Below are 14,894 nucleotides of genomic sequence, written 5' to 3' on the forward strand. Positions count from 1 at the left end.
CAGACCGCTCAGTGAAGCGGCGAACCGTCGGGCATGCGCGCCCAGACCTTCTTCTTGGTGTAGTAGAGCAGACCGCCGAAGATCAGCAGGAAGACCATCACCTGCAAGCCGATGCGCTTGCGCGCCTCCATATGCGGCTCGGCCATCCAGACCATGAAGGCCGCGACATCCTTGGAATACTGCTCCGCAGTTTCCGGAACCGGCGACTTGCCGTCCGGGCCCTTGGGATATTCAACCTGCCCGTCGGACAGCGGCTTGGGCATCGCGACCAGATGGCCGGGCATGTACTCGTTGTAGAATTGGCCAGGCTGCAGCGGCGGGAAGCCCTGCGGTGCATCCTTGTAGCCGGTCAGCAGGGCATGGATGTAGTCGGGCCCCTGCTCCTGATACTGGGAGAAGATGTCGATGACGAAACGTGGGAAGCCGCGCTCATAGGTGCGCGCCTTGGCCAGCACCGACATGTCGGGCGGATAGGCGCCGCCATTCGCCGCGCGCGCCGCCTGCTCGTTGGGGAACGGCGATGGGAAGCGGTCGGCGGGGCGGCCGGGACGATCGAACATCTCGCCCTGTTCGTTGGGGCCGTCCTTGATCTGGTAGGTCGCGGCAAGCGCAGCGACCTGGCCCTTCGAGAACTCGGGACCGCCCGGCTCGGCCAGGTTTCTGAAGGCGATCAGGCTGGCGCCGTGACAGGCCGCGCAGACCTCCTTGTAGATCTTGAAGCCGCGCTGGAGCTGGGCGCGGTCGAAGGTGCCGACCGGACCCGAAAAGCTCCACTTCATCGCCGGCGGCTCGACGCGGCCTTCGGCGGCCTGGCCGGACGGCGCGGCAAGCGAAAGCGCGAGGCCTGCGGCAAGCCCGCTCAGCGACAGGCGAAACGAATTCATGCTCATTGTCCGTCAGCCCTTGGCATGCGGTTCGGCAGCGGTGGCGCCTGCCAGCGCCGCGCCCGATCCGCCCTTCAGCGAACCCAGCACGGAGTCGGCGATCGAATTCGGCAGCGCTTGGGGCCGCTCGAACAGGCCGATCAGGAACAGGGCGACGAAAAAGCCGAAATAGAGGACCGTGAAGATCTGCGAGGCGATGACGTAGCCGCCCTCGGCCGGCATCGCGCCGAGATAGCCCAGACCGATGCAGACAGCCACGAAGGCCCAGAAGAGCTGGCGCGCGATCGGCCGATAGGACATCGAGCGAACCTTGGAGGTATCGATCCAGGGCAGGAAGGCCAGGACCACGATGGCGCCGCCCATGGCCATCACGCCGCCGAGCTTGTCGGGAATGGCGCGCAGGATCGCGTAGAAGGGCAGGAAGTACCACTCCGGCACGATGTGCTGCGGCGTCACCGAGGGGTTGGCCGGGATGTAGTTGTCGGCATGGCCCATGAAGTTGGGCGTATAGAACACGAAGTAGGAGAACACGAAGATGAAGCAGACCATCCCGAAGATGTCTTTGATCGTCGCATAGGGCGTGAAGGGCACGGTGTCCTTGGCGACGTTCTTGACCTCGACGCCGGTCGGGTTGTTCTGGCCGACCTCGTGCAGCGCCCAGATGTGCAGGATCACCACGCCGAAGATCATGAACGGCAGCAGGAAATGCAGCGAGAAGAAGCGGTTCAGCGTGGGATTGTCGACGGAATAGCCGCCCCACAGGAAGGTCACGATCGTCTCGCCGATCACCGGCAGCGCCGAGAACAGGTTGGTGATGACGGTCGCGCCCCAGAACGACATCTGGCCCCAGGGCAGGACGTAGCCCATGAAGGCGGTCGCCATCATCAGCAGGAAGATGACCACGCCGAGGATCCAGAGGATCTCGCGCGGCGCCTTGTACGAGCCGTAATAGAGCCCGCGGAAGATGTGGACATAGACGGCGACAAAGAACATCGAGGCGCCGTTGGCGTGCAGGTAGCGCAGCAGCCAGCCGAAGTTCACATCGCGCATGATGTGCTCGACGGAGTTGAAGGCCATGCTGGAATGCGGCGTGTAGTGCATCGCCAGGATGATGCCGGTGACGATCTGCGCCACCAGCATGAACACGAGGATGCCGCCGAAGGTCCAGAAATAGTTCAGGTTGCGCGGCACCGGATAGGAGACGGCCGAATCATGCATGAGCCGCACGATCGGCAGGCGCACGTCGAGCCAGCGTTCGATGCCGGTCTTCGGAACGTAGGAGCTGTGTCCACTCATGACGAATGCCTCGGGGCTGTCTCGTATTCGAGGTAAGGCGACAGGCTGCGCATGCGTCAGCCGATCTTGATCTTGGTGTCGGCCGTGAACGCATAGGGCGGCAGCCCCAGGTTCAGCGGCGCGGGACCGCGCCGGATGCGGCCCGAGGAATCGTAGTGCGAGCCGTGGCAGGGGCAGACCCAGCCGTCATAGTCGCCCTTCGGCTCGCCCGAGGCGGTGCCCGAGGGAATGCAGCCCAGATGGGTGCACTTGCCGTAGACGACGAGATATTTCTCGTGGCCCGGCTTGGTGCGCGCCTGGTCGGTCTGCGGGTCGCGGAGCGTAGCGATATCGACGGCGAGCGCCTCGTCGATTTCCTTCTTGGTGCGGTTGCGGATGAAGATGATCTGGCCGCGCCACGTCACCTTGATGCCCTGCCCTTCGGCCACGGGCGCCAGATCGACGTCGATCGGCGCGCCGGCAGCGATCGTCTGCGCGTCGGGGGCGAGCTGGCTCACCAGCGGCACAACAACGGCGCCCAAGCCGACTACGCCGGCCGCGCCGGTCGCCAGAATGAGGAAGTCGCGGCGAGTGGTTTCGGTCGATGTCGTATCGGTCGCGTGCGCCACGATCCAATCCTCTGCACTTCGTTCGAGCTGGAACAGCTCAAAATAGCCTGAAGCCCGTCTTAGGGGCGCGACGCCGCTGCCGCAATGCGGCCACACGTCACTACGGCGCTCTTTGGCATGCAGATTGGACGAAGTCTACTGTTCGCGAAGCGCGTGCGGCGCATGCGCGCAGTCCCTTCCGCGAGACCTCAGGCCGGCGTCGTTTCGGGGTCGGCGGCGGCCAGGAATCCACCCGATTGCCGCGACCAGAGTCGGGCATAGAGCCCGCCCCGCGCCACCAGCTCGGCATGGCTGCCGGAATCGACGATCCGGCCCTGATCGAGCACGATCAGACGGTCGAGCGCGGCGATGGTGGAGAGCCGATGCGCGATCGCGATCACCGTCTTGCCCTGCATCAGGCTGGTCAATTGCTCCTGGATCGTCGCCTCGACCTCCGAATCGAGCGCCGAGGTCGCCTCGTCCAGGATCAGGATCGGCGCATCCTTGAGCAGCACGCGGGCGATCGCGATGCGCTGACGCTGGCCGCCCGAAAGCTTGACGCCGCGCTCGCCGACGCGCGATTCAAAGCCCTGGCGGCCGTCCTGATCGCTGAGGCCCTGCACGAAGTCATGGGCCGAGGCGCGCTCGGCCGCAGCAGTGATCTCGCCTTCCGTCGCCCCGATGCGGCCATAGGCGATGTTGTCGCCGATCGAGCGATGCAGCAGCGAATTGTCCTGCGTCACCATGCCGATCTGCGCGCGCAGACTGTCCTGGGTCACCAGCGCGATATCCTGGCCGTCGATCAGGACGCGTCCGCCGGCGACCGGATAGAGCCTGAGCAGCAGGTTCACCAGCGTCGATTTCCCGGCGCCGGAGGGACCCACGAGACCGATGCGTTCGCCCGGCTTGATGTCGAGCGTCAGATCTTCGAAGAGCCCGGCCTGACGGCCATAATTGAAGCGCACATGATCGAAGCGGATACCGCCCTTGTCGACGACGAGCGGCACGGCGTCGGGCGCGTCGGTCAAATCGTGGGGTTTGGCGATCGTTTCCATGCTTTCCTGCACGGAGCCGATATTCTCGAAGACGCCGCGCACGAGATGGATCAGCCAGCCCGACATCTGCACCAGCCGCAGCACGAGGCCGATCGCAGCGGCAACCGCGCCCGGCGTCATCTCGCCATGGCTCCAGAGCCAGAGGCTCAGACCGGCCGTCACCACGACGAGCAAGCTGTTCATCGTCTGCAGGATGACGCTGACGCCGGTGATCAGGCGCGAGAGATGCAGGAAGGAGGCGTTCCAGCGCGTCAGCGAATCGCGCACCGACGAGCGCTCGGCATCGGCGCGCGCGAACAGCTTGACGGTGAGGATATTGGTGTAGGCGTCGACGATGCGCCCCGTCGTCGAGGAGCGGCCAAGCGAATTGGCCTCCGAACGCTTCTTCGCGCGCGGCACGAAATAGATCAGCAGCGCAACATAGGCTCCGAGCCAGGCGACCACCGGCAAGGCGAGCCAGAGGCTGGTCTTGCCAAAGAAGCCGAGAGCCACCGCGACGAAGATCAACGCGTACCAAAGGTCGTCGATGACTTCGATCGTCGCGCCGCGGATCGACTGCCCGGCCTGGATGACGCGCGCCGAAAGGCGCCCGGCGAAATCGTTCTGGAAATAGGAGAGCGCGTGACCAAGCGTATAGACATGGTTGCGCCAGCGGATCTGGTTGGTGATCTGCGGCACCACGACCTGGTCGACGATGGCGTGATTGGCGAAATAGACGATTGGCCGGACGACGACGAGCAGGAAGGCAGCACCAGTCAGAAGCCAGCCATGGTCGCTCCAGATCGTCTGCGGCGACTGCGTTGCCAGGAGATCGACGAACCAGCCGACCATCAGATACATCATCGCCTCGATGCCGCTGAAGGCGAGCCCCGTCAGCATGATCAGGGCCATCCAGCCCTTCACGCCCTTGATGTGGTGCCACATGAAGGGCCACACGCCGCGCGGCGGCGTCTCGCGCTCGTCGAAAGGCGCGAACACATCGATACGGGTTTCGAGATAGCGGAACAGAGCGGCAAACATAATCGTCTGATTAATCCCGTATATCTTTGAAATTAAGGCATAAACTGTTCTAGAGCATCGGCCCGAAAAGTGGGAACCGGTTTTCGGGAAAAGCCAATGCAAGATCAGAGCGCGACAGCATCAGGCCGACGACGATATTCGGTCTGATACCGTAGAAAAACACCCGCCCCGAGCATCCCGGGGCGAGACGATCGATTATGGGCTGAAGCGAGCGGCCAATCACGTCAGGAGCCGTCACTCGACGCCCGCGCGCCACGATTCGCAATGTGTTGTTCGGCAAAAAGCCCGCTCTATTGTGACGCCTGCCCGGCCTCGGGCACGTCATACCCCTCGGACGCATAGGCGCTGAGCCTGTTGCGCAGGGTTCGTATCGATATGCAGAGCATGTTGGCCGCATGCGTGCGGTTGCCGCCGGTTTCCCGCAGCGTGGCCAGAATCAGCTCACGTTCAACATCGGCAACCGGACGCCCGACGAGATGGTCCGTGGCGCGCGGATCGGGGTTGAAATCGTGCATCGCATTGTCCTTCGAGAGCCCCCAGCTCCAACTCCGGAAAGCCGGAGGAGGCCGAGAAAACGGTTAATGCTTGGTTAAACCAAGGGGCGCACGGCCCTGGGCCGGGCTTTGCGCCAGGAGCCCGGGGCCCACGCCAAGCGCATCTCCTTTGCGAATCGCCCTGCGCCTGCTTGACGCCAATCAGGCGGCCAGCCCATGACGGCAGCTATGTTGCGCCTCGCCCTTTACCAGCCCGACATCCCGCAAAATGCCGGCACGATGATCCGGCTTTGCGCCTGTCTCGGCGTCACCGTCGACATCGTCGAGCCCGCGGCCTTCGACGTCTCCGATCGGCATTTCCGGCGCTCGGGCATGGATTATCTCGAACGAGCCGCGATCGCGCGCCATGATTCCTTCGCCGCCTTCGACGCCTGGCGGCGCGCGGCCGGCCACCGCCTGATCCTGGCCGAGACCGACGGCGCGACCGCACACACCATCTTCGCCTTCAAGCCGGGCGACATCGTCATGGTCGGGCGGGAATCCGCCGGCGTCCTGCCGGAGGTCTATGCGGCGGCCGAGGCGAGCGTGCATGTGCCGATGCGCTCCGGCTTGCGCTCGCTCAACGTCGCGGTTGCAGCCGCCATCGTTCTGGGCGAAGCCTTGCGCCAAGTCGGCGGGTATCCCGAGGTTTTACTTGAAGAGCGTGGGGAACCCTCTCCCACCAATCGCGGGCATGCCCGAGATTGGCCGCTAAAGTGACCCAAGTCGGAAACATCCGACTTGGGAGGGAGAGGGCTCCCCGCGCCTCTTTGATGAAATCCTGCGACGACGGTGACGAGCATGACCGAATACGAGGCTGAAACCCTGGCGGAATCGATCGCGCTGGCAGAGGCGATGAAGCCGCGCGCGGCCACCTGGTTCACCAGCCTGCGCGACCGCATCTGCACCGCGTTCGAAGCCCTAGAGGACGAGGCGACCGGCCCCTTCCCGGCCGAGGCTTCTGCCCCCGGGCGGTTCGTGCGCACGCCCTGGCAGCGCAAGAACCATGACGGCGCCGAGGGCGGCGGCGGCGTGATGTCGGTGATGCAGGGCAGGGTCTTTGAGAAGGTCGGCGTCCATGTCTCGACCGTCTATGGCACCTTCCAACCTGAATTCGCCGGCCAAATCCCGGGCGCCTCCGAGGATCCGCGCTTCCATGCGACGGGCATCTCGCTGATCGCCCACCCCTGGAATCCGCATGCGCCAACCGTGCACATGAACACACGCTTCGTGGTGACGACGAAACCCTGGTTCGGCGGCGGCGCGGACCTCACCCCGGTCCTGGTCCGGCGGCGCTCGCAGGACGACCCGGATGCGATCGCCTTCCACGCCGCGATGCGCGACCCTTGCGAGCGCTTCGCGCCCATCGCCGACTATCCTCGCTTCAAGCAATGGTGCGACGAGTATTTCTTCCTGAAGCATCGCAACGAGCCGCGCGGCATCGGCGGCATCTTCTACGACTATGTCTGGTCGGGCGAACCGGAGGGCGATTTCGCCTTCACGCAAGCGGTCGGCGAAGCTTTTCTCGGCGCCTATCCCGCCATCCTGCGCGCCAATATGACCACGCCCTGGACGGAGGAGGACCGCCACGAGCAGCAGGTCCGGCGCGGCCGCTATGTCGAGTTCAACCTGCTCTATGACCGCGGCACGATCTTCGGCCTGAAGACCGGCGGCAATGTCGACTCGATCCTCTCATCGCTGCCGCCCACCGTCCGCTGGCCGTGAGGTGAGCTAGTCGACCAGGGCCGAGATCGCGCGGTGAACGAAAGCCGCCTGCTCCATCTGCTCGGCCGGACAGCCTGCATCGATCCAGGCGCTCCGCGCCGCCTCCAGAACGCGCCCGACCTTCGGCCCGGCCGGGACGCCACGCGCCAGCACGTCGCGGCCGCTCGGCAGGAAAGGCGGCGTCCGACCGAGACCGGCGATCAGCGCCCGCGCTTCGATCTGCCGTGGCTTGCCAGCACTCGCCGTGAGAAGGACGAGCCCTGCTGCCACTGCATCAGGCCCGATCCGCTGGCTCAACTGACGCAAGATTGCGATCGTCGGCGAAACGACACGCCCCGATAACGCCTCAAGCGCAGCCGCGATGCGCTCGATCCTGTCGAACTCCTCATTCGAGAGGCGCAACCGCTCGCGTAGCCGAAGCGCGTCCTCGCCGACAGCGACAGCCAGGGCGGCGAGCCGGAAGGCAGGGTAGAGCTGCGCATCCCGTCCCGTCCCCGCATCCCCGCCCGCAGTCGCCGCAAAACGCGACAGATATGACACGCCGCCGATGAGCGGCATCAGCAGCCCCGCTCCGGCCATCGCTGTGACGGCGTCAACCGCGCCGGGCGCGACCAGCAGCTTCAACAACTCAGCCCGCACGCGCTCCCGCGACAGGCCCTGCAGCCCGGCCCGCCCCGAGATGCAGGCGGCGAGCCCCAACGGATCGGGGCCCCCATGTCCATAGCGGGCATGAAAGCGGAAGAAGCGCAGGATGCGCAGATAATCCTCGCGGATGCGCTCGGCCGGATCACCGATGAAACGGATGCGCCGCGCCGCGAGATCGATCAGCCCATCCCCGTAGTCGTGAAGGCCGCCATGCCGATCGAGGCCCAGCGCGTTGATGGTGAAATCGCGCCGCAGCGCATCCTCGGCAAAGTCGCGCCCGAAAGCGACCTTGGCGCGGCGTCCATCGGTCTCGACATCGCGCCTGAGCGTCGTCACCTCGAAGCTCGCCCCGTCGCGGACGAGCGTCACCGTGCCATGCTCGATGCCGGTCGGAACCGCCTTATATCCTGCCGCTCGCCCAAGCCGGATCGTCTCTTGCGGCGGCGCCGTGGTGGCGAGATCGACATCGCCGACAGGCTCGTCGAGCAGGAGATTCCTGACGGCCCCGCCGATGATGCGGGTCTCCTCACCCTTCAGGTTCAGCGCCGCGAGCACGGCGGCAACAGCGGGGCGCGCCAGGAAGGCCGCGATCCGCCTTGTCGCCGCATCATTCATTTGAACCGTCCCGGTACAAGCTGGCCGTTTTCCATATGCGGCGGCTCATAGGCGCCCCGGTTGCGCGGCGCGATCCATCCGGCGACGAAGAAGAAGGCGATGCCCAGAGCAAGTCCCAGGACGGAAAGCCGGAACAGATGCGGGCTCCAATGCTCGACATCGAGCGGATTGCGCCGCCTGATCACGAGATAAGCCGCAAAGGCACAAAAAGGCAGGACGAAGAGCAGGAACTCCTCGATCAGCGAACGCAGCATCGGCGTTTCTTCCCAGTCAGGTCAGCCGGCGAGCCGTTCGTAAAGGTTGCGGATCATGCCAGCGGTTGCACCCCAGATATAGTGATCGCCGAACGGCATCGCATAGTAGGTGCGATAGCGACCTTCCCACAGGCGTCCCTCACGATGGTGATTGGCCGGGTCGAGCAGAAAAGCGAGCGGCGTCTCGAAGGCTTCATCGACCTCATACCGGTTGATCGTCAGTGAAAAGGGCGGCTCGATCAGCGCGACCACCGGCACGATGCGATAGCCGGTGCCAGTCAGATAGGCGTCGAGAAAGCCGAGCGTCCGCACCTGCTGGCGCGGCAGGCCGATCTCCTCTTCCGCCTCGCGCAGCGCCGTGACCACCGGCGAGCCATCGACGGCATCGACCCGCCCACCGGGAAAGGCGATTTGCGCGGAATGGCTGCGCAACGCCGCCGCGCGCTGTGTCAGCAGCACGGTCGGCCCTTCCGGGCGAGCCACGATACCGATCAGCACCGCCGCCTGTATCGCGGTCGCCTCGTCGGGCATGCCAAACGGCTCGGACTGCATATCATGGTCGCCGCGCAAGCGGCTGATCAGGTCGCCCAGCGCAGGCGGCTCGTGACGCAGCCGTTCGCGCGCCAGCGCCGCGAACGCATCCGCTGTCAGGTTCAACGCCGTCATTCCGCCTCGCCGTCCTCGATCTCGCTGGCCGGCACCGCTGGGTAGAACGCACCGCCCGCAGCCACGCCGAACATCGGCATGCCGTCGACCTCACGCACCTCGCCGAGGGCGAGCAGGTCATAAGTCACGGCCCGCGTCACCCGCGCCCAGAGATCGCGCCTGACGTGGATATAGGGTTTGAGCCCGCCCTTGGCCGCACGCTCAAAGCGAATCGCATGGCCGGGCCCCGCGCTCACGACATCGTCAACTTGCGTCCGGAAGGCCAGCGAGCGGCCCTCCCCCTCGCCGGCCACCGCCATCTCGACGGCCTGGAAAGGCGCGTCCTCGACCGTGATCCCGACCTTCTCGACCGGGGTCACGAGAACGTAATCGCCATCATCCCTGCGCAGAACGGAGGAGAAAAGCTTGACCAGCGCCGGCCTCCCAATCGGCGTTCCCAGATAGAACCAGGTGCCGTCGGCAGCGATACGCATGTCGATATCGCCGCAGAAAGGCGGATTCCAGCGCTCGACCGGCGGCAGCCCCCGGCCCTTGCCATCGCGCAGCGAGGTCAGCAGCCGGTCCATCGCGGAAACGGATTCTGTCATCGAAAACCCCGACTGCGCCGCATGCGGCATATTGGTTGCATCGCGTTCTTTGCCTTGAACTCCACATAATCGTGAAGCGGAGTTTATGTGCACCGCGCCATCGGGCCCCTTGAGCCGGCATGGCGACCCGTCCACACTCAACGGCTCAAGGCCTTGTGGGTTCGGGACGAGCCGGAAGCGAAGACGCCGGGACCAGAAGACGCAAGCTGCGACGACAAGGGTGAAGGAGATCGACATGGTGGCGCAAGTCCGTGCGGCGGAGAGCAACCCGCCGATCAATCTCGACACCGGCATCGTCGAGGCGGCCGAGGCCGCGCTCGGCGCCATCGGCGCAGCGCGCAAGGAAATCGGCCAGGTCATCTTCGGCCAGCAGAAGGTGGTCGATCTCTCGCTCATCACCCTGCTCGCCGGCGGCCACGGCCTGCTCGTCGGCGTGCCGGGCCTCGCCAAGACCAAGCTGGTCGAGGCCATGGGCACGGTGCTCGGCCTGAACGCCCGCCGCGTTCAGTTCACGCCGGACCTGATGCCCTCCGACATCCTCGGCTCCGAGGTGCTCGACGAGAGCCCGGAGGGCAAGCGCCATTTCCGCTTCATCAAGGGTCCGGTCTTCGCGCAATTGCTGATGGCCGACGAGATCAACCGCGCCAGCCCCCGTACCCAATCGGCGCTGCTGCAGGCCATGCAGGAGCACCATGTCACCATCGGCGGCGAGCGTTACGACCTGCCGGCCCCCTTCCATGTCCTCGCAACCCAGAACCCGATCGAGCAGGAGGGCACCTATCCCCTGCCCGAGGCCCAGCTCGACCGCTTCCTGCTCGAGATCGACGTCGCCTATCCCGACCGCGAGGCGGAGCGCCGCATCCTGCTCGAAACCACCGGCGCCACCGAGCACAAGCCGGTCCAGGCCATGACCGCCGAGACGCTGATGTCGACGCAGCGGCTGGTGCGCCGCCTGCCAGTCGGCGAGACCGTCGTCGATGCGATCCTCGACCTCGTGCGCTCGGCCAGGCCCGAGGGCGGCGACGCCGCCATCACCGACAAGCTCGCCTGGGGGCCGGGGCCTCGCGCCAGCCAGTCGCTGACGCTGGCCTGCCGGGCCAGGGCGCTGGTCGAGGGCCGCCTCGCGCCCTCGGTCGACGATGTCGCGGCGCTGGCCATTCCCGTTCTGAAGCATCGCATCGCGCTCACTTTCGCCGCGCGTGCCGATGGCGAGACCGTCGAGGGCGTCATCGCCAAGCTTGTGGAACGGTTGGGATAGGAGGCGACACGACAATGCTGCGCATGCGCGTTCTCGGGACCTCCGAACGCCAACCGGCCCGGCCGGTTCTCACCGCCTCGCTCGATCTCGCCGCGCGTCTGCCCCGGCTGATCCTGGAGGCGCGACGGGTCTCGGCCAGCGTGCACGGCATCCATGGGCGCAGGCGCGCCGGCCCCGGTGAGACCTTCTGGCAGTATCGCCCGCTGGTCACCGGCGAAGCCGCCTCGCGCATCGACTGGCGCCGCTCGGCCCGTGACGGCCATCTCTTCGTGCGCGAACGCGAATGGGAAGCCTCGCATGCGATCTGGCTCTGGATCGATCGCTCGGCCTCGATGGGTTTTGCCTCCTCTCTCGCTTTGGCCTCGAAGGTCGACCGCGCGCTCATCGCCGGCTTCGCCCTGGCGGAGACGCTGGTCGAGGGCGGCGAGCGCGTCGGCCATCTCGGCCTGACGCGTGCCCTCGCCTCGCGCCGCATCGTCGAGACGCTGGCGCAAGCGATCCTGGTCGACGCCAAGGGCACCGAGGCCGACCTGCCGCCGGACGCGCCGCTGCCGCGCCTGGCCGATGCGATCATCATCACCGACGGTCTCTCTCCGGCCGCCTCGCTGGCCAAGCGCATCGCCACGATGGCGTCATCAGGCGCGCGCGGCCATGTCCTGCTGATCGCCGACCCGATCGAGGAGACCTTCCCCTTCACCGGCCAGGCGGAACTCTTCGACCTCGAGGACGGTTTGTCGCTCAGGGTTGGCGATGCCGGCTCCTGGGGCGAGGAATACCGGCAGCGGCTGGAAGCGCATCGCGACGCGATCAAGGAAGCCTGTCGCAAGGTGGGCTGGACACTGACGCTGCACCGCACCGACCGGCCGGCGAGCGAGGGCGTGCTGCGCATCGCCAGCCTGATCGCCGCGTCGCGCGGCCCCGGACGCTAGGGAGGACGGACGAGACCCATGCTCGCTTCCCTGCCGATCGCCTTCTCCGCCCCGCTGGCACTGGCAGCACTGGCTTTGCTGCCGGCGCTGTGGCTGATCCTGCGCGTGACGCCGCCGCGCCCGAGACGCATCGACTTTCCGCCGCTCAAGATCATGGCGGACCTCATCGCCAAGCGGGAAATGCCCGCCCATACGCCTTGGTGGCTGCTGGCCTTGCGCATGGCTGTCGCCGCGCTCGCGATCCTCGCCGTCGCCGGCCCGGTCTGGAACCCGCCGCGCGAGGCCGGTCCAATGCGCGGCCCGATGCTGCTGCTGATCGACAATGGTTTCGGCGCAGCGACCGACTGGCCCGAGCGGCAGGCGATCTCTGAATCCCGCCTCGCCGCCGCCACCCGCGAAGGCCGCCCCGTCGCCATCGTCGGCCTTGCCGAGGCGCCCAGTGAAATCACCCTGTCTGAGCCGCGCGCCGCGCTCGACCGGTTGCGCGCCTTGGCGCTGCAGCCGCATGCGCCCGACCGCTCCGCCCATCTCCAGCGTATCGAGGCCTTCCTGCGCAGCGCGCCCGAGGCCGAGACCGTCTGGGTCAGCGACGGCCTTTCGATCGCCGATGACGGCCCCTTCCTCGCGCGACTGAAGCAGGAGGCCGATGCTCGCCGGCTCTCGATCCATGCCGGCTCGCCCGGCCAGCTCGCTCTGACATCGCCCGAGAACCTCGCTGGCGCGCTTGCCGTGAAGGTGCTGCGCCCCACCAGCGCCGCCACGGCCACCGGCCATGTCCGCGCGCTCGATCTCAAGGGACTCCCGCTCGGCGATGCGCCCTTCATCTTCAACGGCTCGGAGCTGCAGACAACGGCACGCCTGACCTTGCCGATCGAGGTCCGCAACGCCGTATCCCGGCTCGAGATCGTCGGCGAGCGCAGCGCGGCGGCCGTGGCGCTGCTCGACGACCGTGCCAAGCGCCGGCGCGTCGGCATCGTCTCCGGCACCACCACCGACACGGCCCAGCCGCTGCTTTCACCGACCTATTACGTCTCGCGCGCACTCTCGCCTTTCGCCGAGATCCGCGAGCCGCGCCCGGGCTCGACCGACCCGATCGGCGAGTTGTTGGCACAGAACCTCTCCGTTCTGGTGCTCGCCGATATCGGCGCACTGGACGGCGACACCGTCGGCAAGATCAACAGCTTCATCCAGCGCGGCGGCGTATTGCTGCGCTTCGCCGGAGCGCGGCTGGCGGCGGCGGCCGATGACCTCACACCCGTGCGCCTGCGCCGCGGCGGCCGCACGCTCGGCGGCGGCCTCTCCTGGGAGACTCCGCGCAAGCTCGCCCCCTTCACCCGCGAGAGCCCCTTCTTCGGCATCGCCATCAATGACGATGTCCGCGTCTCCAGACAGATCCTGGCCGAGCCCGAAGCCGACCTCGCCAGGAAGACCTGGGCTGCGCTGGAGGACGGCACGCCGGTCGTCACCGGCGAACGCCGTGGCGATGGCATGATCGCGATGATGCATGTCACCGCCGACACGACATGGTCGAACCTGCCGCTCTCGGGGCTGTTCGTCGACATGCTGCGCAAGGTCGTCAGCCTTGCCGGAACCGGGCCGAGCGAGGCTCAAGGAGAGGATGCGCGCGTGGACACGCTATCGCCGACCCGCGTGCTCGATGGACACGGCGCCTTCCGCAGCCCGCCCGCAACCGCCCAGCCGGTGGCCCGGACCTTCGCCGGGCGAGCGACCCTGGCACATCCGCCAGGCATCTACGGCCCTGCCGACGGCTCGCTCGCAGTGAACGCTCTGAACCCGGCCGACAGCCTGAGGGCGATCGATCTGGCGGCGCTCGGCGCGCCGATCCTGCCGGTCGACAAGCCGGTCGCGTTCGACATCCGCCCGCAATTGCTGGTGCTGGCGCTGCTGTGCCTGATCGCCGACACGCTGGCGACGCTCTGGCTCGGCGGCCGGCTGAACATTGCTCGTCGCGCCAACCGCGCCGCGCCAGCCGCAATCCTGCTGGCGCTCGTGCTCGTCGGCGCCACGACGCCCGAGATGGCCCGCGCTCAAGCCGTGCCGGCAGCCCCGGCGGATGACCGCCCGCCGATTCCCCGCGAGCTTTTCGCAGCCGGCGCCGTGACGCGGCTGGCTTATGTCGTCACCGGCGACAAGACCGTCGACGACATGTCGAAGGCCGGCCTTGCCGGTCTCAACATCGTGCTCGGCGCACGCACCGCGCTCGAACCCGGCGAGGCCGTCGGAGTCAATGCCGACCGCGACGAACTCGCCTTCTTCCCGGTACTGTACTGGCCGATCGTGGCCGGCCGCCCGATCCCCGCGCCCGAGACCCTGCGCAAGCTCGAAGCCTATATGAAGGGCGGCGGGCTCGTGATCTTCGACACCCGCGACGCGATGAGCGCGCGCCCTGGCGGCGGCACCACGCCCGAGGGCGAGCAATTGCGCCGCATGCTGCAGACGCTCGACATCCCCGAGCTCGAGCCGCTGCCGCGCGACCATGTCCTGACCAAGACCTTCTACATCCTCGACGGCTTCGTCGGCCGCTACGACACCGGCACGACCTGGGTCGAGATCCTTCCCCCCGCCGGCGAGGACGGCCGCCGCCCTGCGCGCGCCGGCGACAATGTCTCGCCGATCGTCATCACCTCGAACGACCTCGCCTCCGCCTGGGCCGTCGGCCGGCGCGGCGAGGCCTTGGTGCCGCTGTCGGGCTCCGATCCGCGCCAGCGCGAAATGGCGCTCAGGGCTGGCGTCAACCTCGTGATGTATGCGCTCACCGGCAACTACAAGGCCGACCAGGTCCATGTCCCGGCCCTGCTCGAGCGTCTGGGACAATAGGT

Annotated in this window: 13 protein-coding genes and 1 pseudogene; 5 read left to right on the forward strand and 9 right to left on the reverse strand. The window is 66.9% G+C overall.

Going from position 1 to position 14,894, the window contains the following annotated elements; translation table 11 throughout:
• Positions 1-8: 8 nt before the first annotated feature.
• The 5 genes and pseudogenes from BHK69_RS26945 to BHK69_RS26965 form a co-directional block, all read right to left on the reverse strand.
• Positions 9-884: a cytochrome c1 gene (locus tag BHK69_RS26945; RefSeq protein WP_244548334.1), complete on the reverse strand. Its 876-nt coding sequence runs from the start codon at positions 882-884 to the stop codon at positions 9-11.
• A 12-nt stretch (positions 885-896) separates the two neighbouring features.
• Complete coding sequence (locus tag BHK69_RS26950) at positions 897-2,180, reverse strand: cytochrome b (protein ID WP_069692798.1); 1,284 nt, start codon at positions 2,178-2,180, stop codon at positions 897-899.
• A gap of 56 nt (positions 2,181-2,236) precedes the next feature.
• Complete coding sequence (petA, locus tag BHK69_RS26955) at positions 2,237-2,788, reverse strand: ubiquinol-cytochrome c reductase iron-sulfur subunit (RefSeq protein WP_069692799.1); 552 nt, start codon at positions 2,786-2,788, stop codon at positions 2,237-2,239.
• A gap of 188 nt (positions 2,789-2,976) precedes the next feature.
• Entirely contained in the window at positions 2,977-4,842 is a 1,866-nt protein-coding gene (locus tag BHK69_RS26960) for an ABC transporter ATP-binding protein (protein WP_069692800.1), read from the reverse strand.
• A gap of 290 nt (positions 4,843-5,132) precedes the next feature.
• Positions 5,133-5,333: pseudogene (locus BHK69_RS26965) on the reverse strand (helix-turn-helix domain-containing protein); the annotation flags it as partial.
• A 231-nt stretch (positions 5,334-5,564) separates the two neighbouring features.
• On the opposite strand from BHK69_RS26965, the gene BHK69_RS26970 reads away from it, so the two are divergent.
• Entirely contained in the window at positions 5,565-6,095 is a 531-nt protein-coding gene (locus BHK69_RS26970) for a tRNA (cytidine(34)-2'-O)-methyltransferase (protein WP_083269709.1), read from the forward strand.
• 135 nt (positions 6,096-6,230) lie between these two features.
• Entirely contained in the window at positions 6,231-7,100 is an 870-nt protein-coding gene (gene hemF, locus BHK69_RS26975; RefSeq protein WP_425285581.1) for an oxygen-dependent coproporphyrinogen oxidase, read from the forward strand.
• Positions 7,101-7,106: 6 nt separating this feature from the next.
• Here hemF and BHK69_RS26980 read toward each other — a convergent pair whose 3' ends face one another.
• The 4 genes from BHK69_RS26980 to BHK69_RS26995 are packed head-to-tail and all read right to left on the reverse strand — an operon-like array spanning position 7,107 to position 9,867.
• A complete protein-coding gene (locus BHK69_RS26980; protein ID WP_069692803.1) occupies positions 7,107-8,360 on the reverse strand; it encodes a CCA tRNA nucleotidyltransferase in 1,254 nt (417 codons plus the stop codon).
• Complete coding sequence (locus BHK69_RS26985; protein ID WP_069692804.1) at positions 8,357-8,614, reverse strand: DUF6111 family protein; 258 nt, start codon at positions 8,612-8,614, stop codon at positions 8,357-8,359. Before BHK69_RS26985 ends, BHK69_RS26980 begins: the two co-directional genes overlap by 4 nt.
• A gap of 21 nt (positions 8,615-8,635) precedes the next feature.
• On the reverse strand, positions 8,636-9,280 hold the full coding sequence (locus BHK69_RS26990) for a CoA pyrophosphatase (RefSeq protein WP_069692805.1): 645 nt from the start codon (positions 9,278-9,280) through the stop codon (positions 8,636-8,638).
• Positions 9,277-9,867 carry a DUF1285 domain-containing protein gene (locus BHK69_RS26995; RefSeq protein WP_083269913.1) on the reverse strand — a complete coding sequence of 197 codons (591 nt, stop codon included), beginning with the start codon at positions 9,865-9,867 and terminating at the stop codon, positions 9,277-9,279. The genes BHK69_RS26990 and BHK69_RS26995 overlap by 4 nt, the downstream gene beginning before the upstream one ends.
• Before the next feature lie 235 nt (positions 9,868-10,102).
• Between BHK69_RS26995 and BHK69_RS27000 the strand changes: the two genes are divergently transcribed.
• The 3 genes from BHK69_RS27000 to BHK69_RS27010 are packed head-to-tail and all read left to right on the forward strand — an operon-like array spanning position 10,103 to position 14,892.
• Positions 10,103-11,125, forward strand: a complete 1,023-nt coding sequence (locus BHK69_RS27000; protein ID WP_069692807.1) for an AAA family ATPase — start codon at positions 10,103-10,105, stop codon at positions 11,123-11,125.
• A 14-nt stretch (positions 11,126-11,139) separates the two neighbouring features.
• Positions 11,140-12,054 carry a DUF58 domain-containing protein gene (locus BHK69_RS27005; RefSeq protein WP_069692808.1) on the forward strand — a complete coding sequence of 305 codons (915 nt, stop codon included), beginning with the start codon at positions 11,140-11,142 and terminating at the stop codon, positions 12,052-12,054.
• Positions 12,055-12,072: 18 nt separating this feature from the next.
• Positions 12,073-14,892, forward strand: coding sequence for a DUF4159 domain-containing protein (locus BHK69_RS27010; protein ID WP_069692809.1), 2,820 nt, complete (start codon positions 12,073-12,075; stop codon positions 14,890-14,892).
• Positions 14,893-14,894 lie beyond the last annotated feature (2 nt).

Origin of the sequence: Bosea vaviloviae (assembly GCF_001741865.1) — a bacterium.
GTDB classification, from domain to species: Bacteria; Pseudomonadota; Alphaproteobacteria; order Rhizobiales; family Beijerinckiaceae; genus Allobosea; species Allobosea vaviloviae.